The 22,309-nt window shown below is 49.1% G+C and carries 21 protein-coding genes and 1 pseudogene; 17 read left to right on the top strand and 5 right to left on the bottom strand.

The genetic code is table 11. The features are described from left to right. Positions 1-14: 14 nt before the first annotated feature. Together AC0YNT_RS15085 and AC0YNT_RS15080 are read left to right on the top strand one after the other, a co-directional pair. A complete protein-coding gene (locus tag AC0YNT_RS15085) occupies positions 15-695 on the top strand; it encodes a protein kinase family protein (protein WP_475805348.1) in 681 nt (226 codons plus the stop codon). 40 nt (positions 696-735) lie between these two features. After that, positions 736-1,278, top strand: coding sequence for an SMI1/KNR4 family protein (locus AC0YNT_RS15080; RefSeq protein WP_475805347.1), 543 nt, complete (start codon positions 736-738; stop codon positions 1,276-1,278). Between the two features lie 294 nt (positions 1,279-1,572). Here AC0YNT_RS15080 and AC0YNT_RS15075 read toward each other — a convergent pair. Next, positions 1,573-1,731 (bottom strand): annotated as a pseudogene (locus tag AC0YNT_RS15075) (TetR/AcrR family transcriptional regulator); the annotation flags it as partial. A 176-nt stretch (positions 1,732-1,907) separates the two neighbouring features. Here AC0YNT_RS15075 and AC0YNT_RS15070 point away from each other — a divergent pair. Then, the gene (locus AC0YNT_RS15070; protein ID WP_475805346.1) at positions 1,908-2,897 is read left to right on the top strand and encodes an SDR family NAD(P)-dependent oxidoreductase; all 990 of its coding nucleotides are present in this window, start codon (positions 1,908-1,910) and stop codon (positions 2,895-2,897) included. 129 nt (positions 2,898-3,026) lie between these two features. Here AC0YNT_RS15070 and AC0YNT_RS15065 read toward each other — a convergent pair whose 3' ends face one another. The 3 genes from AC0YNT_RS15065 to AC0YNT_RS15055 form a co-directional block, all read right to left on the bottom strand. Then, the gene (locus tag AC0YNT_RS15065; protein ID WP_475805345.1) at positions 3,027-3,713 is read right to left on the bottom strand and encodes an MBL fold metallo-hydrolase; all 687 of its coding nucleotides are present in this window, start codon (positions 3,711-3,713) and stop codon (positions 3,027-3,029) included. Positions 3,714-3,884: 171 nt separating this feature from the next. After that, on the bottom strand, positions 3,885-5,087 hold the full coding sequence (locus AC0YNT_RS15060) for an MFS transporter (protein ID WP_475805344.1): 1,203 nt from the start codon (positions 5,085-5,087) through the stop codon (positions 3,885-3,887). A gap of 85 nt (positions 5,088-5,172) precedes the next feature. After that, positions 5,173-5,454 (bottom strand): ArsR/SmtB family transcription factor, encoded by a 282-nt coding sequence (locus AC0YNT_RS15055; RefSeq protein WP_167276089.1) that lies wholly within the window; start codon positions 5,452-5,454, stop codon positions 5,173-5,175. 301 nt (positions 5,455-5,755) lie between these two features. Here AC0YNT_RS15055 and AC0YNT_RS15050 point away from each other — a divergent pair, with 301 nt between their 5' ends. The 8 genes from AC0YNT_RS15050 to AC0YNT_RS15015 all read left to right on the top strand — a co-directional run bounded on the left by AC0YNT_RS15050 (position 5,756) and on the right by AC0YNT_RS15015 (position 15,217). Beyond that, positions 5,756-5,953, top strand: a complete 198-nt coding sequence (locus AC0YNT_RS15050) for a hypothetical protein (protein WP_475805343.1) — start codon at positions 5,756-5,758, stop codon at positions 5,951-5,953. A 37-nt stretch (positions 5,954-5,990) separates the two neighbouring features. Further along, positions 5,991-6,644 carry a hypothetical protein gene (locus AC0YNT_RS15045; RefSeq protein ID WP_475805342.1) on the top strand — a complete coding sequence of 218 codons (654 nt, stop codon included), beginning with the start codon at positions 5,991-5,993 and terminating at the stop codon, positions 6,642-6,644. A gap of 237 nt (positions 6,645-6,881) precedes the next feature. Then, complete coding sequence (locus tag AC0YNT_RS15040) at positions 6,882-8,612, top strand: SWIM zinc finger family protein (protein WP_475805341.1); 1,731 nt, start codon at positions 6,882-6,884, stop codon at positions 8,610-8,612. Then, complete coding sequence (locus tag AC0YNT_RS15035) at positions 8,609-11,656, top strand: DEAD/DEAH box helicase (RefSeq protein ID WP_475805340.1); 3,048 nt, start codon at positions 8,609-8,611, stop codon at positions 11,654-11,656. The genes AC0YNT_RS15040 and AC0YNT_RS15035 overlap by 4 nt, the downstream gene beginning before the upstream one ends. 493 nt (positions 11,657-12,149) lie before the next feature. After that, positions 12,150-12,683: a hypothetical protein gene (locus AC0YNT_RS15030; RefSeq protein WP_475805339.1), complete on the top strand. Its 534-nt coding sequence runs from the start codon at positions 12,150-12,152 to the stop codon at positions 12,681-12,683. Between the two features lie 157 nt (positions 12,684-12,840). After that, positions 12,841-13,176: a DUF1801 domain-containing protein gene (locus AC0YNT_RS15025; protein ID WP_475805338.1), complete on the top strand. Its 336-nt coding sequence runs from the start codon at positions 12,841-12,843 to the stop codon at positions 13,174-13,176. Positions 13,177-13,348: 172 nt separating this feature from the next. Continuing rightward, the gene (locus AC0YNT_RS15020) at positions 13,349-14,230 is read left to right on the top strand and encodes a phosphotransferase family protein (protein ID WP_475805337.1); all 882 of its coding nucleotides are present in this window, start codon (positions 13,349-13,351) and stop codon (positions 14,228-14,230) included. Positions 14,231-14,350: 120 nt separating this feature from the next. Then, positions 14,351-15,217 carry an aldo/keto reductase gene (locus AC0YNT_RS15015; protein WP_475805336.1) on the top strand — a complete coding sequence of 289 codons (867 nt, stop codon included), beginning with the start codon at positions 14,351-14,353 and terminating at the stop codon, positions 15,215-15,217. A gap of 320 nt (positions 15,218-15,537) precedes the next feature. On the opposite strand, the gene AC0YNT_RS15010 is transcribed toward AC0YNT_RS15015, so the two are convergent. After that, a complete protein-coding gene (locus AC0YNT_RS15010; protein WP_475805335.1) occupies positions 15,538-16,095 on the bottom strand; it encodes a TetR/AcrR family transcriptional regulator in 558 nt (185 codons plus the stop codon). A gap of 241 nt (positions 16,096-16,336) precedes the next feature. On the opposite strand from AC0YNT_RS15010, the gene AC0YNT_RS15005 reads away from it, so the two are divergent. The 6 genes from AC0YNT_RS15005 (at position 16,337) to AC0YNT_RS14980 (ending at position 22,149) form a co-directional block, all read left to right on the top strand. Continuing rightward, the gene (locus AC0YNT_RS15005; protein WP_475805334.1) at positions 16,337-17,344 is read left to right on the top strand and encodes an oxidoreductase; all 1,008 of its coding nucleotides are present in this window, start codon (positions 16,337-16,339) and stop codon (positions 17,342-17,344) included. Between the two features lie 60 nt (positions 17,345-17,404). After that, positions 17,405-17,869, top strand: coding sequence for a cupin domain-containing protein (locus tag AC0YNT_RS15000; protein WP_475805333.1), 465 nt, complete (start codon positions 17,405-17,407; stop codon positions 17,867-17,869). 108 nt (positions 17,870-17,977) lie between these two features. Next, complete coding sequence (locus AC0YNT_RS14995; RefSeq protein ID WP_475805332.1) at positions 17,978-18,403, top strand: ester cyclase; 426 nt, start codon at positions 17,978-17,980, stop codon at positions 18,401-18,403. 514 nt (positions 18,404-18,917) lie between these two features. Further along, positions 18,918-19,919 carry a Gfo/Idh/MocA family protein gene (locus tag AC0YNT_RS14990; RefSeq protein ID WP_475805331.1) on the top strand — a complete coding sequence of 334 codons (1,002 nt, stop codon included), beginning with the start codon at positions 18,918-18,920 and terminating at the stop codon, positions 19,917-19,919. Then, positions 19,919-20,992: a Gfo/Idh/MocA family protein gene (locus AC0YNT_RS14985; protein WP_475805330.1), complete on the top strand. Its 1,074-nt coding sequence runs from the start codon at positions 19,919-19,921 to the stop codon at positions 20,990-20,992. Before AC0YNT_RS14990 ends, AC0YNT_RS14985 begins: the two co-directional genes overlap by 1 nt. A gap of 695 nt (positions 20,993-21,687) precedes the next feature. Continuing rightward, a complete protein-coding gene (locus AC0YNT_RS14980; protein WP_475805329.1) occupies positions 21,688-22,149 on the top strand; it encodes a hypothetical protein in 462 nt (153 codons plus the stop codon). Positions 22,150-22,309 lie beyond the last annotated feature (160 nt).

Genomic DNA, 22,309 nt, shown 5'->3' with positions numbered 1-22,309 from the left:
AGGAGACGATGTTTATGATTGAAGACTGGAAACAAGTAGAGGAAGCATTAAAAAATATTGAGGTCATTGGACATGAAAACAATAAGCCTGTTTCCGTCATCGGTTTTACAGAAGATTTGCGTTGTATCGGTATCGGAACAGATGCCGCGGTTTTTTATTACCCTGACACCCCTAATTACGCATATAAAGTGTATTCCGCTCAGTCATTAGAAAAGAAGGACGTGGAAGCGGATATATACAAACGTTTAGAAGGATCACCGTATTTTGCCCAATGTTATGGAGCCGGATCCAACTATTTAGTATTAAGCTTCGAACAAGGGATTACCTTATATGATTGTCTTCTACAGGGTGTCCGTGTTCCAGAGCAAGTGATGCAAGATGTTGAAAATGCCCGGGATTTTGTCCGTAGTCAGGGACTGAACCCAAGGGATATTCATCTAAAAAATGTGCTTTTACAAGAGGGTAGAGGAAAGGTTCTTGATGTATCGGAATATATCAAAGAAGGAAACGATAACCGATGGGAACATTTGGTATGGACATACAAACATTTTTATCCTCTGATAAACGAGATACAGGTACCTTTATGGATCTTGGAGACGATAACGAACTGGTATAACCGAATTGATACGTCCAGTTTTGGAATAGAAGACTTCTCTAAACGAGTGAGTCAGCTTTTCTTAGGGAAACGCAAATGAAGTGGGACTATTGCACAACACGGTATTTGAGGGGGATACATTGAATAATATTCTGTTGTTAACTCTAACCAGCTTAAAAGAACGTTTAATAAAAACGCCAATCATAAAAGTCCAAAGAGAACTAGGATATACGTTTGAATGTTCCTTTGTCTTCTATAATGCATGCACAGAAGATAGAATCAATGAATTTACAGAAGAAACTGCATTCAAAATTCCACAAGATTATCGTGAATTTTTACTTATTCATGATGGTGCTATTCTTTTTCAAGATGAATCTGGTCAATCTAATCCCTCATGGATAATCTTTGGTATTGATGACATAATTGATTATTTGAATATTTATCCTGTACCTAAAAACCTATATCCAATAGCTAAATATGATCAAACTGTTGTTTTTGTAAATGGAGATCGGGTAAGCGAGGGTAGGGAAGACTATTTATTTGACCGTTCAATTTATGATTCAATTGATAGTGAAGGTGAAGATATTAAATTAAATTTCGAACTGTTCTTTGAGCGCCTTATAGTTTCACAAGGATCCAATTTTTGGTTTTGGAATGAAATTAACGCTACAAATTATTCATGATAAATAGGAATGGCAGTTTTTATAAAGAGTAAGCCCACCAAAAAAGGTGGGCTTTTTTCTTGGGGTCTAGTCTTTACATCACGAGTTGGAATAAATCTCGAATGAACTGCCTAAGCTCATTAGAGTTCTTGGCGACGCTTTTATAACCGCGAAGCGCTCCTGTTAGCAGATGTGCCAACCGCTCTGGTGGAATACTTGTCGAGCTGTCCCTGGATGTTGCTTAAGCAAGACGGCCAGCAATGTATCCATTTTCTCATAACTCGTATTGAGCGCTTCTTGTGCATACGGTACGAACTATCCGTGATGTCGCGAAAGCCCTCGATGAATCTCCTCGATAAGCGTATCACCGTGGTGTACGATCGCAGCGTTGAATATTTCCTCCTTATTTTTGAAATACAAATAAAGACTCGCGAGCGAGATTCCCGCTGCCTCCGCAATTTCATTCATTGCTACTCGTTTGTAACCGTATTAAAAAAACACTTCTAACGCCGTTTCAACAATTTGCTGTTTCTTTTTATCATTCATAGTTCCATTTTATACACTTTACAAACTTTGTCCACTCGTCTATTATACACACATAGACATTTTATGTTTTTTTGTCTAATTTCACTTCGAAGGAGCAAACAACAATGAAAACCGAACAAAAACCGTTACTGTCTGGATACGGACCTGAAACAACCGCAAAAGAAATCATAGCGGGTATAGAACTCCGTGGTAAGACGGCCATCGTGACAGGCGGGCACGGGGGCATCGGTCTCGAAACGACCTACGCACTTGCCGAAGCAGGCGCAACCGTTATTGTCGGTGCCCGCAATGTCGAGCATGCGCGGAAAATTCTCGCTCCTCTGCCTAATGTTGAGGTGATTCAGTTAGATCTTATGGATCCGAATTCGGTTGATGAGTTTGCATCCGAATTTATGAAATCTGACCGAGCGCTCGACTTGCTCATACTAAACGCAGGAGTAAGCTTTCCGCCTGAAATAAAAGATGCACGGGGATATGATACCCATTTCGCGACGAATTATCTGGGACACTTTCAATTGACGAATCGCTTATGGGAGACACTGAAGCGCTCAGGTAACGCTCGGGTCATCTCACTTTCATCGATTGGCCATATGACTGGGCCCATTGACTTTGAAGACCTGCATTTCACCAATAGACCCTATGACAAAAATATCTCTTATGGTGAGTCCAAGACCGCGTGCTCATTATTTGCCATAGAGCTTGACCAACGAGGACAAGCATTTGGCATTCGCGCCTTTGCCGTTCATCCCGGCGCGATCCTTTCGGGCTTAGTTCGACATTTGAGCAACGAGGATTTGGCTGCATGGGGTGTAACTCGCAAGGAAGATGGCACTTATTCGTCATCCGGGGGTTTCAAAACCGTCGAGCAAGGAGCCGCCACATCGGTTTGGTGCGCGGTAAGTCCGATGCTAAATGGCAAAGGAGGCGTTTACTGCGAAGACTGCGATATCGCTGAAGCTGTTTCGGCAGACAGCCAGCTCCAGCGCGGCGTTCGTCCGTGGGCCATTGATCCGGCGTCAGCCAAAAAGCTTTGGGCTATTAGTGAAGAGCTCCTGAATATTCCACATGACATGATTCCCAACAACCGGAAATAACCGACACGATAAAAAACTTCCCGCAGTCCGAATAACCGACACGATAAAAAACTTCCCGCAGTCCGAATAACGGACTGCGGGAAGTTTTTATTTACTTATGGTTTACGTCGGCATAGAGCAGGGGAGCGGTTACTTGTTCTCGACCGGACCCGCGTCCAAAATATCCTGCAGGTGATCCTGCAAGTTATCCGTGCATTCGCCGCCATGGTAAGCGATTACCTTGGAGATATCCATCGTCTGAAATTTAGCGATAGATTGCAGCGCCGTGACTTGATCCGGCGTATAGATTGGACTGTACGACTGTAGGATGCCATCTTGTGCCCTTAAGACATCGCCGGCAATTAACGTCTTGCTCGGAATGTGGTAGAAGGACGTGTGATCCGGCGTATGGCCGGGTGTAAACACTGCGCGGATTCCGCCGGCGAAAGGCAGGATAACGCCGTCTTGCAAGGTGACATCGACTTTGATAGGCGTTCTGACTAGTTTCTTGCTCTTGTCGAGAGGGATTATACCGGCTAAGTAAGGAACAGCGATTTCATGAGCATACACTTGAACCTGGTCTCCGAAGGCTTCTACCAACTCAGGCAAGCTGCCGATATGATCCGAATCTTGATGGGAAATGAGAATTTTGGTCAGCTTCTCGAAAGGTATTCCGGCATCTAGGAACGCGGTGCGAATAAGCTCCATTTGACCAGGAAGTCCGGTATCGATGAGAACGACGTCTTGAGCATCCCATAGGACGGTCAGAAAGAAAGGATTGTTACGATTTTCCATGGTAAGTTTAATGGTCTTGATGCCTGCTTCCGATTGAACCAAGTCGAACACCGCCTAATTAAATAATGGAAGATAAGAAATACTAATCTACAATTACTCCACGAAGAGTGAAGCATATTTGCGAAAAGAAGCCAGCAGCCTGCTTGTTGGAGGCGCGGGCTTCTTTCTCGCGATGCCTGGGTCAGGAGCATTTGACTCTGCCCAGATAATTACTTAGTTGCCGATCTTACCTGCGCGAGCCTCCTTATGCGCTGACCGGGATGCCGCGCCAACGCGGAAGTAACCGAAGGCCGCGGCCGACATGAGCGCTGCGATGGCAACACCGGCGGCACCGATCCAGGTGATTGCTGTCAACGAAGCGCCTTCCACGACGACGCCGCCGATCCCCGCACCGGCAGCCATGGCCAGCTGTATGACGGAGCTGTTAAGGCTAAGCATAATACTGGTTGCTTCAGGCGCGAGCGAGATCAGATGGTACTGCTGTGTTGGACCGGACGACCAGGCGGAGAAGGACCAAAGCATCAGCAGCGGGAACATCAGCCCCGGTGAATGGGCAGCGATCGAAATCACAATCAACCATGTCGCGTGGAACAGCATACCAGTTACTAGCGTACGCTTGAATCCCCAACGGTCGGTGCCAAAACCACCTAGCTTCGAGCCAATCAGACTGGCGATGCCAAACGCGAGCAGCGCGATGCTGACGAATTTCTCGCTCATGCCTGTAATATCGAGCAGAAAGGGAGAAATATACGTATAAGTGATGGAATAGCCGCCGAGCCAGAAGAACGTAATGCCAAGCGCGATGACGATTTTCGGATTCTTGAGCAGCTTCAACTGGTCCCGCAGCGGTACCGGCTGTTCGCCATCCGTCTTCGGAATCGCGAAAGCGATGAGCAGCAGAGCAAGCAGTCCAAGTATTCCGATGCCACCGAATACCACATTCCAATCATAGGCGGAAGCGACTAGCCGTCCCAGTGGTACGCCGACGATTAGGGCTGTACTGAAGCCCATGACTAGCGTGGCGATGGCGCTGCCTTGCTTCTCAGCAGGTGCGAGCTTCGCGGCGACCGTGAGCGCCGTGACGACAAACACACCGCTGCTAAGCGCTACGATAACACGGGAAACGATGAGGGCGCCAAAGCCAGAGAAGAAATAGGCCGCGACGTTGCCGACGATGAATATTGAGAGCGCGTATAGCATCAGCTTTTTGCGGTCGACTTTGGCAGCGGCAGCCATCAGGAAAGGTGTCCCAAATCCGTAAGCAAGGGAGAACACGGTGATCAGCTGGCCTGCGGCTGCGACTGAGACGCCGATATCGTCGGATACTTTATCCAAAATGCCGGCAATAATGAATTCGGATGTGCCGACGAGAAAGCTGACTAAAGCCAGCATATATATTTTTACATTGTATGACAAACGTTCCAGCTCCTTATCCGTATCTCTTTTTATGATAGTTTCATATTTCTAAATTTATCGAAATATAGGGCAAAAAAAAACGGGGCTACCCCAGTAAATAAGGGGCATACTTTCGCGCGACTTCTTTATTGACGCTGTAATAAATGTACGTGCCGTCTTTGCGTAGCGTGAGCAGGCCGCATTCTGTAAGCTGCTTCAAGTGATGCGACAGCGTGGAACCGGCAACGGACTCGAGCTTGCTGCCGATGTCGGAGCAGCAGAGATTCATCTCTTCCGTAAGAAGCATCGCTATTTTGATCCGGGTCGGCTCCCCGAGTGCTTTGTAGACTTTCACTGCTTGTTTGACTTCCTCGTTGTCCTCGACCATGGATTCTCACCGCCTTTGCTCATATATTTCGAAAACTATGGAAACAAGAATAACACAACCGGCTGCCGGTGTAAATGGGCGATTCGAGTCAACATTCGAACGGATAGCGATAGATCCGTCGTTAGTTGCAACTAACATCCATCTACTTACGTTTGTTATACATGGAAGATACCAGATCGCGAATGTCTTGATTTTTTATAACTATGAAGGTTCCAATACCCCTAAAGATAAACGAGTTGAAATGGTTGTAAAGGACTTGAAGACTCTTGTCAAATGATTTGCTTTTACTAGGGGGGAAACGATGAAGAAATGTAAGCTTCAACTCTCCATACTTGGTGTCTTTACTTTAGTGTTTATATCTATAATGACTTATATTTGGATACAAAACACTCGTTCAATCAATGAACCAATTACTATTCAAACTTTTGATAAAGATGGTAAAAAGCTATATGAAACTGGAGATATTAACTACTGGAATGAAATTAACCAAAAAAACTGAGGCTAGGTAATGAAAATGATTCTTTTGGGTGAAGGAAATGGCTAAAAAAGGTTGGATTGTCACTGTTACGCTTACTGCCGTTCTAATAGTCATATTCTTGGCACAAAATAAAAAAATCGAAACCCTACGATTACAATTAGCTGAAACGAACCAGGAATTAAAAGAGAAAAAAAATGAAATCAACACAACTAAGAGCGAAATAAATGCTCAGAAGAAAGAACTTCTTAAGGTAACATACAATCTGGAATTGGAAAGAAAGGCATATGAAGAAAAAAATAAGGTGTTAACCGAAGAATTAAAACAAGCAGATTCAATGGTGTTTACTAATGAATCGCGGTTATTCGGGGAAAGAGCACCTGTGGTTGACAGTACCATCCCATCAGATCTCTCTTCAACAATTACGGAGTTGTTTGAGGCTATGCAGAAGAACGATGCGGCAAAATTCGCTGATCTGGATAAGAAGGGAGTTCTAACATCTTTTTACAAGAAGCGAGATATGGTTGAAAAAATATTATGGATACAAAACGATCCGGATCATAGAGCCGAGGCCGTAAAAGAGTGGTTAGAAATCAACAAATCTGAATTGAAATTATTAAAGGTGTTCTACTTTATGAAGGACGGCAACATTCTTGACCCTAACTATGCCATGGTGCGAGAGAACGGTAAATGGGTCATCCTCCGAGAAGATTAACTACTAACGTTAGCCATTCGTAGCCAATAACCAGAAACACTAATTGTTGTAGGACAACAACAACAACAACTATACAATGGAAGTCGCAAAAACTGCGGCTTTTTTTTATTTTTTGTATAGAAGTACGTTAAGCCGAATTATAAGAGGCGTTCAGGTCCCGCTGGCGGAAGAGATGATGGTATAATAGAGAGCGAAGTTTTAAGAATACATGACGATGTAAACGGGAGTCAAAGGATAATGGATATGGACTACATACTGGATGACGGAGCGTGGCGGGAGCTGCTGGAGGGCGTCGCCGCGTGCTTCGACGAACTGACGATCATACGGGGGTTTCAATATTATAAACAGGGACGGGTCGAGGAGCTGGTGCTCCGCGACGACGGCGTTCACGTGGATGCGCGCGTCAAGGATAACCGGATGTACGATGTCGCCGTCGATCTGGACGATCTCGCGGCGAGTGAATGTGCCTGCTCGAAAAGCGCCTGCACGCACATGGCATCCACCTTGATGCGTTACGCGGAGCTGTGCGGCCGGCCGATCCAGGCGCTCGCCAACGCGCGCAGCGCCTTGAAAAGCGCGGCCGTCAGCTCCAAGCCTGGCGCGGCGCCGGACGGCAGACGCTTCGGTGCCCGCGCGGACGTTGAAGGAGGAGCAGCCGCGGAATCGACGTCCCGGGCTGGCAACGGAAGCGAAGGCGCAAACCGCAGTGCCGTGCCGGAGGCCTCTCGGCCAGTCCGGCCGACCTTGACGGAGGCGGAGCTGACCGAGCTCCCCGTGGCCAAGTGGCACGAGCGGTTCCAGGCGCGCCGCGGACCGATGCACCTGCACATCCGCACGGCACAGGAGGCCAGCGAGCTGCTCGCCGACCTGCAGGCGATGCGGCCCGTGCTGCCTTGGGCGCTGGAGCAATTATTCACCCTTAATACTCTGCTTTTCGTGCTGGAGCGGATGATCAAGCCAGCCCAGGCGGACACGCGCCAATCGGGCTTATTCATGGGCTACCATACAAAGCTCGCGATGGAGGGGTTGCGCGGCCATGCGCGAAGCCTGCTCGAAGACAAGTTGGCGCTGGCGGACGATAGCTCGGCGTATTGGGACCGGTTGATGGAGACGGCAGATTTCCTCCGGGAGAGCATGCTGACCGAGGATAAAACCCTCGGCTGCTTCGCTGAGCTTTATGCTTCGCTGTGGCTGCGCTGGCTCGGTCCCGGATCGGCAGGAACTGCACCTTTGTACGAGAAGGAGCTGCGCAAGCTGCAGGTGGCGGAAGCGGAGCTCGGCCCGGCCCTGTCGCGATTGCCGTGGACGCTCGCGCAGTGCCTGCTCCTGCTCTACCTGGCGCGCGACGCGGAAGCGCTGACTTTAATCGCCCGGGACGGAAGCAAGCTGATGCTGAAGCCGGAGCATCTCGCGCCGCTGCTTGGATACCTCGAGCGCGCGGAGCAATGGGTTCGGCTGCGTGACTGGCTCGAGGTGTCCGGTCCGTTGCTCATCGGTGTTCGTAGCGAGGATCTTACACTCTACGGCGACTATTGGGCGTCGGTCGTGGCGCAGCTGCCGGAGGCGGAGACGGAGATGTGGCGCACGCTCCAGGCGATGCTGCCGTTCTCGCGCACCGTCTACGAGGATGCGTTGGCGGCACACGGCAGGTGGGACCGCTGGATCGACCTGCAAATGTGCATGGGCCAGGATCCGCTGTCGTTCCGAGTGACCCTGCTGAAGCCGGTCGAGAAGGACGCGCCGGAGCTGCTGCTGCCCTTCTACCATCAGGCGGTGGAACGGTACGTGCTGCAGAAGAACCGAGACGGCTACAAAGCAGCGGCGAAGCTGCTGAAGCGGCTCGCCAAGCTGTACGCGCGCCTGAAGAAAGGCGAGCGATGGGAGCAGTTCATCGTTGCGTTCGCGAGTCGAAACAGCCGGTTGCGGGCGCTGCAGGAAGAACTGCGTAAAGGAGGACTGTTGTCATGAACACATACGCTGATACACTTACGATTCAAGCGAGCCTGACCGAACAGGGCGACGCGTTGATTTTTGGCGCGGACGCGTCCGGCTACGCGCCGGGGCTGCTCGTCAAGCAGCGGCTGTTCGCACGGCACGAGCCGTCTTTCTATGGCACGGAGCTCGAAACCGAGAAGCTGCATGACGAGCTGGAGCTCGTCGTGCTGCCGGCGGAGATGGTCTTGCCGTTCTTCGCCAACCCCGAATTGCTGCCGATGCACATGACCTGGCGGCTCGAAGGCGACGCCGCGCGGATCACCGCGCTCGCGCCGGCGCTGGAGCGCGGCGTCGAGGAGCGGAAATTCATCCCGAGCTTCGAGGCTTACAAGACCGGCAAGCTGAGGTGGACATGGGACGCGGTGGCGCTCGACGCGAAGACGCGCCGGTTGCTTCGCGCACTCGAGCACAGCGGACCGGTCGAGGAAGGCGATTGGGACGAAGAAGTCCAGGGCACGGAAGAGGCAGATGCGGCCTTTCTGGCCGGCCTCGGCGCCGCCTTCTCCGCGGCAGTGTTTCAGCGCCATTACGGCACGGAGGAAGCCGCAGGCGACCTACGCCGCGACTTCCCTCTACTATTCGACCGCGCCGGGGCGGCAACAGGCCTCGACGAGCGCGGCTGGCTTGTTGCCGCCGGCTGGAAGGCAGACACGCTGCCGTTCCGGCCGCTCCTGCAGCTGCTAGAGCCGGAGCCGGAGGATATCGAAGCCGGCTGGCGCCTCGCGCTCCTGCTGCAAGATAAGCTCGATCAGGCGAAGCTCGTGCCGGTTCGGCTGGCCGCGGACGGCGAAGCCTCCGGGACGTGGCCCTCAGGATGGACGCCGCACGTGCGCGAGCGCTCCGCTGCCTGGCTCGCGCATCTGCGCGCGAGCCTGCCGGCGGACCGGCTGGCCGGCAGTTCGGTGGACATGTTGAATGCTCCACTGACGGACGAGGACGCATGGCAGTTCCTGACCGTGGACAGCCAGCGCCTCCTGGCCGCAGGCTGGCAGGTGCTGCTGCCCGCCTGGTGGGAGGAGGCGAGCCGCAAGAAGCCGCGACTGCGCGCGAAGGTGCGCCCAGGTGAAGGCGAAGGGGAGCGTGCGGGCGGCAACCGGTCCTTCTTCGGTCTCAATGCGCTGATTGAATTCGACTGGCATGTCTCTATCGGTGACGCCGACCTCAGCGAGGCGGAGTTCCGGGAGCTGGTCGCCCGCGGCGAGCGGCTCGTGCAGTTTCGTGGCCAATGGGTGCCACTTGATCCAGCCCTGCTTGCGCAGATCCGCAAAGCGATGGCGGGTGCCGATCCGCAGCAAGGCTTGTCCTTCCAGTACGTCCTGCAGCTGCATCTGCGCCGCAACCGCGACTTCTTTATACCGGCGGCTGCGGGCAAGGGCAGCGAAAATGGCGGCGAGGAGGACGACGAGAACGAAGGCGAACTGGAGATGGACGTCGAGCTGAACGCCCACTTGACGACCGTCATGGCGCAGCTGACGCAGCAGACGGACTGGCCGTCTGTCCCAGTGCCGTCGACACTGCATGCGGAGCTGCGCAGCTACCAGCAGGGCGGCTTCTCCTGGCTCGCGTTTCTGCGAAGGTTCGGGCTCGGCGCCGTCCTGGCAGACGACATGGGCCTTGGCAAGACGATTCAGTTCATCACGTACCTGCTGCACGTCGCGGAGGAAGCGTCCGCGAACGGAGGACGCCGTCCCGCCTTGCTGATCTGCCCGACCTCGGTGCTAGGCAACTGGCAGAAGGAGGTGCGCCGCTTCGCGCCATCGCTGCGCATCCTGCTCCATTACGGCAGCAAGCGGCTGAGCGGCGACGCGTTCTACGCGGAAGCGGCGGAGGTCGACCTCGTACTGACCTCGTACGCAACATCGACGTTGGACCAGGAGCTGCTCGGCGGATATACGTGGTCGGCGATCTGCCTCGACGAAGCGCAGAACATCAAGAACGCCGGCACGAAGCAGGCAATAGCGGTCAAGAGCTTCCCCGCGCGGCACCGCATCGCGTTGACGGGTACGCCGATCGAGAACAAGCTCGCGGAGCTGTGGTCTATTTACGATTTTACCAATCCGGGCTATCTCGGGACCGCCCGCGCCTTTGCTGAGCGGTTCGGCCAGGCAATCGAGCGCGAACGCGACGAGACGCGGACGCAAGAGCTTCAGCGGCTCGTGAAGCCGTTCATGCTCCGACGTAAGAAAAAGGATCCGAACATTATGCTGGACCTGCCGGAGAAGAACGAAATGAAGACGTACATCCATCTCACCGGCGAACAGAGTGCACTCTACGAACAGACCGTAAAGGAGCTGATGGACGAGGTCAAAAAGCTGGAGGGCATTCAGCGAAAAGGCGCGATCCTCTCTGCGCTGACACGGCTGAAGCAACTGTGCGACCACCCTGTGCTGCTGACGAAGGAGGCCGTGCCGGTGCCGGAGGACGAGCGCGAGGAAGCCGCCGAATCGGCGATGCTCATCAGCCGTTCCGCCAAGCTCGAACGGCTGCTTGATCTCGTAAAAGAGCTTCGCGAGGAGGGCGAGCGCTGCCTTATCTTCACGCAGTACATCGGGATGGGCGAAATGCTGCAGCGAGTGCTCGGCCGGGAGCTTGGCGAGCCCGTCCTATACCTGCACGGCGGTTCGTCTAAGACGGCACGTGATCGGATGATCGAGCAGTTCCAGTCCCAGGAGCTGCCGGACGCAGAACAGCCAAACGTGTTCATTCTATCGATCAAGGCCGGCGGCGTCGGGCTCAACCTGACCGCAGCGAACCATGTGTTTCATTTCGACCGCTGGTGGAACCCCGCTGTGGAGAACCAAGCGACGGACCGCGCCTACCGGATGGGCCAAACGCGTGACGTACAGGTGCACAAGTTCATCTCGCTCGGTACGTTGGAGGAGCGGATCGACGAGATGCTCGAGAGCAAGCAGCAGCTGAGCGACGACGTCATCACAAGCTCGGAAGGCTGGATCACAGAGCTGTCGACGGACGCGCTGCGTGACTTGTTCACGCTGCGGCGCGACTGGTCGGAATAGGGGCTGACGCGGAAAGCGAGAGCTGTAAGCGATGACCGATAGTTGAAAACATTTTGGAGCAGTTTGCCACCGGCAACTGCTCCTTTTTTATTACACTAAAGGGATGATGCCAGATGGAACCCTAGGTATTTGGCTTAAGTGTGGTATATGATAATTGTAAGGAGGCACTGTATCTAAATGGAGTCTATAGAAACAGGGCTAAAACTATTTTTGCTTATAATAGTTATTTCAGTATTCTTTTCTATGGTAAGGTTCCTAGTCGAAAAACCTACGAGATACCCCTTAATTGAAATTAGAGAGGGTATCTTTTTTTTGTTAAAACGAAAAAACGGTGATGAGTTGAGATTAAGAGGTTGGAGGGAATCAGTTGGGCGCTATGACCGGATGCTTTTTCTAGACTAATGGTCAAGATAGCGTAATAAAATATAGTTGAATCAACAGCCGCCATCATCGTCAACAGGCAGGTAAGTTTAAGGAGAGGGTGATCATTCACATGGATGAAATATTAGAAGCGCTTCTCAGAGGATTTAAGAAGCAATATTCGAAATCAAAAGCAATTATTCCGCCAAAAGTATATGATGTATCCCCTCAAAGTATCAATGAAATATTCGACATGAAGTTTCCCGGCCTTTATATTTTTTATGGCCAGACGAGTTATTGCTCCAAAAATAAGATACTTTATATAGGAATATCCGGAGCAAATGGTGGCGTAGGGAAAAGAGTTCAAAATCAAATCAACAAACGTAAATCGGATTCTGATTTTCAAAAAAACATGAAGGAATTGGGGTATGATGGAGTTATTCACTATGACACAGCTAGTTTTCTAGACAGTGCTAAAGCGACAGTCGTATTAGAAGAGATACATATCGTCGAGTTTGAGGGGGCAGAAAACCTGAGGCTTGTAGAGAAGTTCCTTTGTATCGAAGAAGAACCTCTTTTTTGTAAAGAGCACATTTCAGAACCGATGAAAGATCGGCATAAACGCTACATAGAAGAGTGTGGAGACGAGGTGCTCCAAGCCGATTAGACTGAATATGAAAGATGTCCTAACGGATAGGACTACGTGAGGTTCAGGTTGAATCGATATAAATAAGCGAAAATTTATATCACTTTACAGTCATATTCCAGAAGTAGTATATTTTCTTCATAACCAATGGACCATCCAAATAGGAGGGAATAACAAATTGAATCAGGAAGTTACGGCCTACATTGAAAATCTGTCTAAATGGCAGGGTGAGATCAGTTCGACCCTGCGGGACATTATTCATAAGACGATCCCCGAAGTCGAAGAACGAATTCAGTACAAGAAACCGCATTTTCTGAAAAATGGACATTATGCAGCGGTTATTTCGCCTTCAAAGGACGCCATTGCGTTTATGATCATGAATGCAAACGGCATCGACTTTCCGAAGGGATTCGAAGGCCCAAGCGAGCGAAAATGGATCAAATTGCGTGAAGGGGATACACCGGATCTTGTCCTGCTGTCTGGTCTTCTAGAGCAAGCCTCCAGCACACTGTAACAGAGATCAACGGGAATACGACAACCCAATTGTGACACAACACAAGTGTCGGACGACAAGAACATCTGTACAAAGGAAGTCGCATAAACTGCGGCTTTTTTATTTTATGTATATTAGGCTTTCGGAGAAACGAATCGAACTATCAATTGCTAGCTAAAACAGGAGGTACCCTATGATCTCAATTCTTACCGTTATAGAAAAGCTAAAGTTGAGCGTTACGAATATAGATGATGTTCCAGAGTCATTTAGTTCAGATGTATACAAACTTACTCTTGTCGGTGGAGAAAACGTTTTTGTGAAAATTCCATTTAACAAGGATAAACTATTTCGTGAATTTCAGATGCTTGAAACATTAAAGGATATTATACCTGTTCCTAAGGTACTGGACATTTGGTACGGGGATGACAGTACTACTGGAGCATTACTTCTTTCGGCAATTCAAGGTACGCCTTGTACAGAAGATATTGATGAGAAACTTTCTTTTCAAATTGGCGTGTATCATGCTATGCTCCATGAGGTTAAAACTCCCGGTTATGGTTACCATGTAACCGATGGTTATAAATTACTAGACCAAAATAATTGGAGATTACATATCAAAAGTAATTTTGAAAAGTGGAAAGAGCCATGCAAAGAGATTCTCGACTCAAAATTGTATGAAAGATGTATTCTTCACTTTGATAGAGTTTTCTCTACTTTACCGGATCCTGACGATCCATGCATTGTTCACATGGATTTTAGACCAGGTAATATATTGGTGAATGGTAACGAGGTTACTGGCGTTATTGATTTCGAGAGTGCCCGTGATGGATCATCGGAAATAGATTTCACAAAAGTCAATCGATATATTTGGGAAGTCAATCCGAGAACAAAGACACCGTACATCGAAGGTTATCAATCGATTCGACCTATGTTGGCTCTGGAAAGAGTGCTGCCATTTTATAATATTTATGATGCTTTCAGCGCAGTTGTTTGGTGTAAAAACAGAGGAATTGAAAAAAACCAAGCGTTCCTTCTGGAAAATATTCTTACTTTAAGGAAATCGGTGGGTTATTAAGAGTAACTAGATGAACTTTTTTTCAGTACTATTGGTGAAAAAGCTGAACTGGTATACTAAAGCAGAATATTTCGTCACTACTCTTGGAAGCTTCATAACTATCTCTAAGGAGGTTGTACTATGACAATGCAACAACGTAAGCTAGGTTCGACGGGAATAATCGTAGGGGAAATAGGAATGGGTGGAATGCCGTTGTCCGTTAATGGACGCCCTACAGAGGAAGATGGCATCAGAACGGTGCATGCCGCATTGGAGCAAGGCATTACCCTGTTCGATACGGCCGATTCGTACTGCTTGAATTCGACCGAAAACGGTCATAACGAACGTCTGTTGGCGAAAGCATTACATAATCGTCCCGAAGCGATCATTGCGACAAAAGGCGGCCACGTTCGTCCGGATGGACGTTGGGAAACTGATGGCCGTCCTGAACACTTGCGTCAAGCGTGCGAGGACAGCTTGCGTGCGCTCCGCGCGGAAGCAATCACGCTCTATCAGTTCCACCGTCCGGATCCTAAGGTTCCGTTTGCGGAATCCGTGGGGGCAGTCGCGGAATTGCAGCGGGAAGGGAAGATCGTTCACGTGGGGCTGTCGAACGTTTCTGTTGCACAGCTGGAAGAAGCCCGCGAAATTGTAACGGTTGCCTCTGTTCAAAACCGTATGAATTTGTTTGACCATTCGTCCATGGCAGTGCTGAAGCGCTGCGAAGAGCTCGGTATCGCCTTCCTACCGTACAGCCCTCTAAACGGTATGGGTAACGCGCAAGGCATCGGCAGCAACGAGATGCTTTCACGGATCGCCAAGAGTTATGATGCGTCGCCGCAACAGATCGCGATTGCATGGCTGCTTCAATTGTCGCCAATCATTCTGCCGATTCCCGGCGCCAGCAAACCGGTAAACATCGTTAACTGTGCCGGTGCATCCAACTTGAAGCTATCTGACGAAGACGTAGCCGATTTGAACGGCATTGCTGCTCAAATAACGGCATAGTGCTAATAAAAAAACCATCACCAAGCCTGGTGATGGTTTTTTTATCTAGTGAACCGGAGAATGCAGCTGAAAATGGAGAGTTCACCTTCAACTAACAAATTTAGTTATGACACTTCGCTTAAACAACCCTCAGAAACGGTAGAAGAAGTCATTAAAAACGCTCGTTTTTATGTGGCTATTGACCAGTGATAACAATCAATTTAAAAAATACGCAGACCAGTATGCAGCTCGATTAAAATATAAAACAAAAATCAGCGTTACCGGATTATTCCGGTTACGCTGATTTTATTTCGGCCGCCAGTTATTTATAGAAGTTCTTGTCATTTGCTTAAAAGCATTCGAAGCAAGTCTTCAATCATTTCGCGTAGTTCCGAAGAGTTTCTGGCGACAATTTTAAACCCTCGAGATGCACTTGTTAAAAGATGTGCCAATCTCTCTGGAGATAGGCTATTTAGGTTGCTGGCTGATGTCGACTTGGATTCCAAGATAGAGATTAAAACGACCTCAAGCTTATTGTAGCTCTCATGGAGTGCCTCTTGAGCGAATGTATACGAGCTGTCAGTCATTTCTTTTACTTCCGGTGAGTTCAACGATTGATCGAAATTGTTTATAGACCATACCTCGAACACATATAAAATTTTGTCTTCAGGCGTTTTCTTGGAAGAGAGACCTTCCTTTATTTCTTCAATAAGAAGGTCGCCATAGTGAAGAATCGTCGCGTTAAAAACTTCCTCCTTGTTTTTAAAGTACAAATACAGACCCGCTCGTGATATGCCGGCGGCTTCTGCTATTTCATTCATTGACACACGCTTATAGCCATACTTGAAAAACACGTCCAAAGCTACGGTTAGTATATGAAGCCTCTTTTTGTCGTCCATGATGTTATTATTATACACTTTACAAACTTTGTCCAGTTGTATAGTATAGGCGCATAGACATTAAACGTTTTTTGTCTAAGTAACTAGTAGAGGGGGTTGTAATGATGATCAAAGTATAAATCAAAAAAGTTACGATAGGATTGCCAATTATATTAGCTGAACATTGCGGCTATCGTTTCGCTACAGATAGCAAGGCATGATAAGTCATTTATTATACTAACCTTTAAAGGAGAACTTTATTATGACAACAAAGCAAACACCAATCGGCTCTGGGTTTGGAGCTTCTGTAACAGCCGAAGACGTTATTAACGGAATTGACCTTTCCGATAAAACGGCCATCGTCACCGGGGGCTATTCCGGACTTGGTCTTGAGACCGTGCGGGTACTGCGTTCTGCAGGCGCCAAGGTTATTGTTCCAACGAGAGACTACAATAGAGCAGTGAACGCCCTTGCAAACATCGACGGCGTTGATATTGAAGTGATGGATCTGATGGACCCTGCTTCTATTAATGCCTTTGCAGACAAGTTTCTTGCCACCGGGCAAGCACTGCATATCTTGGTAAACAGCGCTGGCATTATGGCGTCTCCGCTGTCCCGCGATTCGAGGGGATATGAATCGCAATTCGCGACGAACCATCTAGGCCATTTCCAGCTTGTATCACGGCTATGGCCAGCGCTGCGCAAGGCGAACGGCGCGCGGGTGGTGTCAGTATCGTCTTGGGGGCATCACTTTTCGCCGGTCGTGTTTGATGATCCCAACTTCGACCGACGCGACTATGATCGTTGGGCAGCCTATGGCCAGTCCAAGACGGCCAACATTCTCTTCGCGGTAGCGCTGGACAAACGCGGTCAAGCCGACGGAGTGCGAGCTTTCTCCCTTCATCCGGGCAGCATCGTCGGCACCGGCCTCGAAAAACATCTTTCGGAGGAGGAACTGCGAGCGGCCGGTGTCATTGACGAGCACGGACAGCCGGTTCTCGACCCCGCGAAAAATCTCAAGACGATAGGGCAAGGGGCTGCTACCAGCGTATGGTGTGCGACAAGCCCAGAGCTTAACAATATGGGCGGCGTCTATTGTGAGAATTGTGATATCGCTCCTCTGGGGCATGACGCTGAGTCAGACTTTGATTTAGACAATGAATCGACTTTAACGGATTCCGGCGTGATGCCGTATGCGGTTGATTCGGAAGCAGCCGATCGGCTCTGGAGTCTTAGTGAACAACTGATAGGTCAAAAGTTTGCGATATAAGAAGATAGGCGTTTATGCAGTGGATAGATGATAAAGACTTGAAATGCGAGGAGATAAAAAATGGAACAGACAAATAAAGTCTTAACCAAAGCAGCTGTTACTTTCGCCAAGGATCTCGAATGGTTCGATACGATGCCAGGGGAACAAATGGCTATTCGTATTCACAGCAGTCAAGTTGGCGGAGCGATTACCGTCATTGAAGCGCGTGTACCAGCTTTGATTGGTCCACCGAAGCATATTCATAAAGAAAGGGAAGAGGTATTCGAGATTCTAGAAGGCACTTTCCTTTTCCAAGTGGGAGAAGAGGAATTTGAAGCTACTCCGGGAACGAGTGTTGTGGTTCCCCGTGGCGTACCACATGCGTGGGCAAATATCGGACTAGATAGTGGACGTATTCTTTTCACCTTTGCGCCAGGCGGAATTGATGATTTCTTCCCTGAAATTGGCCGACATTCAATCGAGGAAATTGGGCGACTGGCCGAGCAAAATGATACCCTGATTATAGGGCCTCCATTGCTCCCGTAATCCCTTAAATCACTTAGAATTTGACAAAATGGACTTCATAAAATAATCAAAGCGGGACAGTCTAGGACTAATTTTGGCTGTCCCGTTTAATGGGCATGAGGTGATCAGATGAATTTACCCAGCAACATCGGTGAAGAGCTTCTCAGGGAATTATGGGCTAAAGTTTATAACCTTCCACAGAATCTTGATGTCATCGACCGTCTCTGTACGGATGACTTTGTTCTCTCGAACTCGGATGGCGACGTTGTGGGTCGCGCTGCCTTTAAGGAGTGGGCACGGACATTCACTTCGAAGATCCGCGACATCAAGTTAAAGAGCCTCGATATGTTCAGCGGCGACGATGGCAAGCGCGTTGTTTCGCGATGGGTAGTCACGGGATATAACCAAGGTGTACTTGGTTCTCAGCCCGACGATCGCCCAATTCAGCTTACAGGCATCGCGGTATGGGAGGTTCGTAATGGTAAACTCGCCCACAACTGGGTAGAGCGAAGCGCATATGAACTTTCGCAGCAACTTTTGAACCCCATAACGTAACAAGGCTGCAGCATCAATCAAATTATGAAAAACCAGCGAAAGTCTGCATACGCGGTTTTCGTAATAATAGGTTAACCAAATATATTGGTTAGCCTATTTTTTATAGGCATTTTATGATGGCGGCAACCATGAAAATTAAAAACACAGTTGTCGAAGGATCCTCTTCTTCGTCGCGATCTCATGGTTTTTCTGTCCTAATGTAATATTGTTTCATATTTAATATATATGATATATTCTAGTTGAATTGACGCGTTGGAGGTGAAGCTGCTGCACAAAGAGCAATGCTGCATTTCAAGCTCGCGCTGATATAGACTCACTAAGACGATTAACCGCCCCTACCGCTGATTGACAGCTCACTGTCTGATTGCCCTCATTGACCTGACTGCTCCCATTAATTGACCACTTCCACCATGACTGCTCGCATGATTAACCTAACCTTTGCAAGACGCATACACCTAAAGTCGAATAAGCAGCGAGCCACCTTTTTATAATATGGACTTGGAGGGATTCTCGAATGCTAAATGTTGCCATGCTCAGCAAGTGGCATGTTCATTCCGATGGGTACGCCAAACATCTACAATCTCTTGAGAACGCTAACATTACGGCCGTATGGGATGAAAACAAGGAAAGGGGTAGCGCCTGGGCGAAAGAGCTCGGAGCCGGATTCGAATCCGACCTTGATGCTCTGCTCCGCAGGGAAGACGTGGACGCCGTTGTCGTCGACGCTCCGACGAGCATGCACGCCGATGTGATGATCGCCGCAGCGAACGCGGGCAAGCATATTTTCACCGAGAAAGCGATGGCGCTTACCGTCGCGGAATGCGACCTTATCTCGACTGCCGTCCGGCAGGCAGGCGTCAAGTTCTGCATTTCGTTCCCCGCCCGGACCAGACCGCATCATCTGTTCGCTAAGCAACTGCTGGACGAAGGCCAACTCGGTGAAATAACACTATTGCGCATTCGAAACGGCCATGACGGCGCGCTCCGCAATTGGCTACCCGACTATTGGTACGACGAAAAACTAGCGGGCGGTGGCGCCATGATGGATCTCGGCTGCCACCCGATGTACCTGGCCAGCTGGCTGCTCGGCCAGCCGAAGCGCATCACGTCGATGTTCAGCCATTTCACGGGCCGAGCAGTCGAAGACAACGCACAATGCTCGATCGAGTTCGCAAGCAATGCGATCGCGCTGCTGGAAACCAGTCTGGTCACTTACCGGACGCCGCCGGCGTTCGAGCTGTACGGAACGGAAGGAACGCTCATCATCTCCGGAGACAGCGTGCAAGTCGCATCCAAAAATGCCGATTCTCCGCTACAGGGTTGGATTTCTCCTTACCGGTTGCCCGAAGCGCAGCCGCTGCCGTTGACTCAATGGGTGAACGGCGTCCTGAACGACGGGCTGATGCCCTTTGGGCTGGAGGATGGCACGAAGCTAACGGAGCTGCTGGAAACGGCCTATATTGCGCATCACGAGCGAAGAACGGTCGAATTCAAGCAGTCGGGAGGATGTAAGTAATGCGTACAGTCAAGATAGGAATCATCGGATGCGGCATGATCGCCAACGGCAAGCATTTGCCTAGCCTAGCCAAAGTTGAACAGGCAGAGATGGTTGCTTTCTGCGATCTAATCGAGGAACGCGCGCACGAAGCCGCCGAGAAGTACGGCGCGCCAGGCGCCCGGGTATTCACGGATTACAACCAGCTGCTCGCCATGGAAGAAATCGAAGTCATTCATGTTCTGACGCCGAATATCTCTCATGCTGAGATTTCAATTGCGGCACTGGAGGCTGGGAAGCATGTCATGTGCGAGAAGCCGATGGCAAAGACCGGAGCCGAAGCGAAAGCCATGTATGACGCTCATGTCCGGACCGGGAAGAAGCTGACGGTCGGCTACCAAAACCGGAGCAAGGCGCAGTCCCAACTGCTGAAGAAAATGATCGAGAACGACGAGCTTGGCGATATCTATTATGCCAAAGCAGTCGCGACCAGACGGAGGGGCGTTCCCACATGGGGCGTGTTTCTGGATAAGGAGAAGCAGGGTGGAGGTCCGATGATCGATATCGGCACCCACTCTCTGGATCTCATCCTCTGGCTGATGAACAATTACGAGCCGGAAAGCGTCGTGGGCAACGTATTCCACAAGTTAAAGTATACGGAGAACGCGGCGAACGAGTGGGGTTCCTGGAATCCAAAGGAATTCGAAGTGGAGGATTCGGCCTTCGGCTATGTGAAATTCAAAAACGGCGCCGTCGTTTCGATCGAAACCAGCTGGGCACTCAATGTCGCCAAGACGGAAGGGTCGTATTTGTGCGGCACGAAAGGTGGAGCGGATTTCAACGGTGGCCTGAGAATCAACGGCGAACGGGACGGCAGCTTGTTCCTGAACGTCATCGACGTGGATCCGAAGGCAAGGGAACGCTTCAGAGGCGAGAATCTAACGGATTTCGAGTACGAAGCCAAGCAGTGGATCGACTGCATCGTGAACGATGCAGAGCCGCTCGTTAAGCCTGAAGAGGCGATGGTTGTTTCGGCGATTCTGGAGGCGGTCTATATCTCCGCCGAAACCGGGAAACCGGTTTACTTCGACTGACCGAAAGGATCGGGAAGGGGAGGACGGGAGACCGCCTCCCTTTCTTTCGCTCGGACGGCTGTAGGATGACAAGAACATCTTTACAATCGAAGTCGCATATACTGCGGCTTTTTTATTTTATGTTGGAGGCACACCACTGCAATAAGACTTATAAAAGCAGCCGGCTTTTAAAAAGCTCGGCTGCTGTCGTGTTGAAATAGGATTTTAATGCAACAAAACATAATTTATAACGTCTAAGTAGTACTTCTAAAGATTGGGAATGAAAAATTAAACACACGAAGGAGGTTTGATTTCTGAAGCATTCTGTTCTAGTTATTATCGTACCAAAACCAGTAAATGAGCAAAACAAAAAAAGACCCAAAAAAGCACTTTTAAAAAAAGGCCTGAGCCTATGATATTAACTATTATATAGTTGAAGAGGTAGTAGCGACTTTCTTCTAAAAGCAAAGATAAGGCTGGTGCAACCAGTCAAAAAGGATTAATCTCCCATAAGTGCTACCCGTAAAGGGTGCGACATTCTGTGATGCACCGTGATGGTTGGAGTCAGACTAACGGTTGGGCTCTAATGGCACACCATAGTTTATAGACCTTCTTCTCCCAGCCCCATTAGAAGTATTGACAGATTTTAAACATTTTCATCCTCTGTGGTGCAGCGCTGATCTTGCGCTGCATGTATGGCTAACGGGGAACATTAGTTGAACGAATCAAGTGAGCAGACGGTCACAGCAGCTGCTCTTTTTTTATCCATCGAGGAAAAGACCTACCCCTTTAATCTTTACATTGTGGAGGATAGCATGAATAGTAAAAGAAAATATCCATTAAAATTATTTATTTTTGGAGTAATTGGTAATATGATAAGAACATTTTATATTGGTGCTCTTATATTTTTATTCTTAATTATTGGTGTCTTTAATAACAACTTTACAATATTATCAGGTGTAACATTTTGTATATGGGTTATCTATGCTATTGTAGACCAAATGAAGCTTAGAAAAGTATCATTAAATAAAAGCTCGAATGAGCAATATAATCAGATTATGGATATTATGCTGGGTGAAAATGGTCCATTTAGTAAAAGTGAAAATAAAGTAGATATAAACACAGTGGTAAATGACATCATTAAAAACAATACTAATTCAAATGATGAAAATAAATGATTATAATAATTGAAATGAATATATGTGATATTATCACCAAGTACATTGCGCTAAACAATCCTGTAGAGCTTAAGAAATAGGCTTTGTAAAAAAAGGAGCTCCTCGGTATGATGGGTTTGTCGAGAACACATCAGGGAGGAGCTCTTACTATGAAGTTTAA

This window comes from Paenibacillus sp. J22R56, from assembly GCF_056269375.1.
Note: the sequence above shows the minus strand (reverse complement) of the source record. Positions and strands in the feature narration are given on the sequence as shown.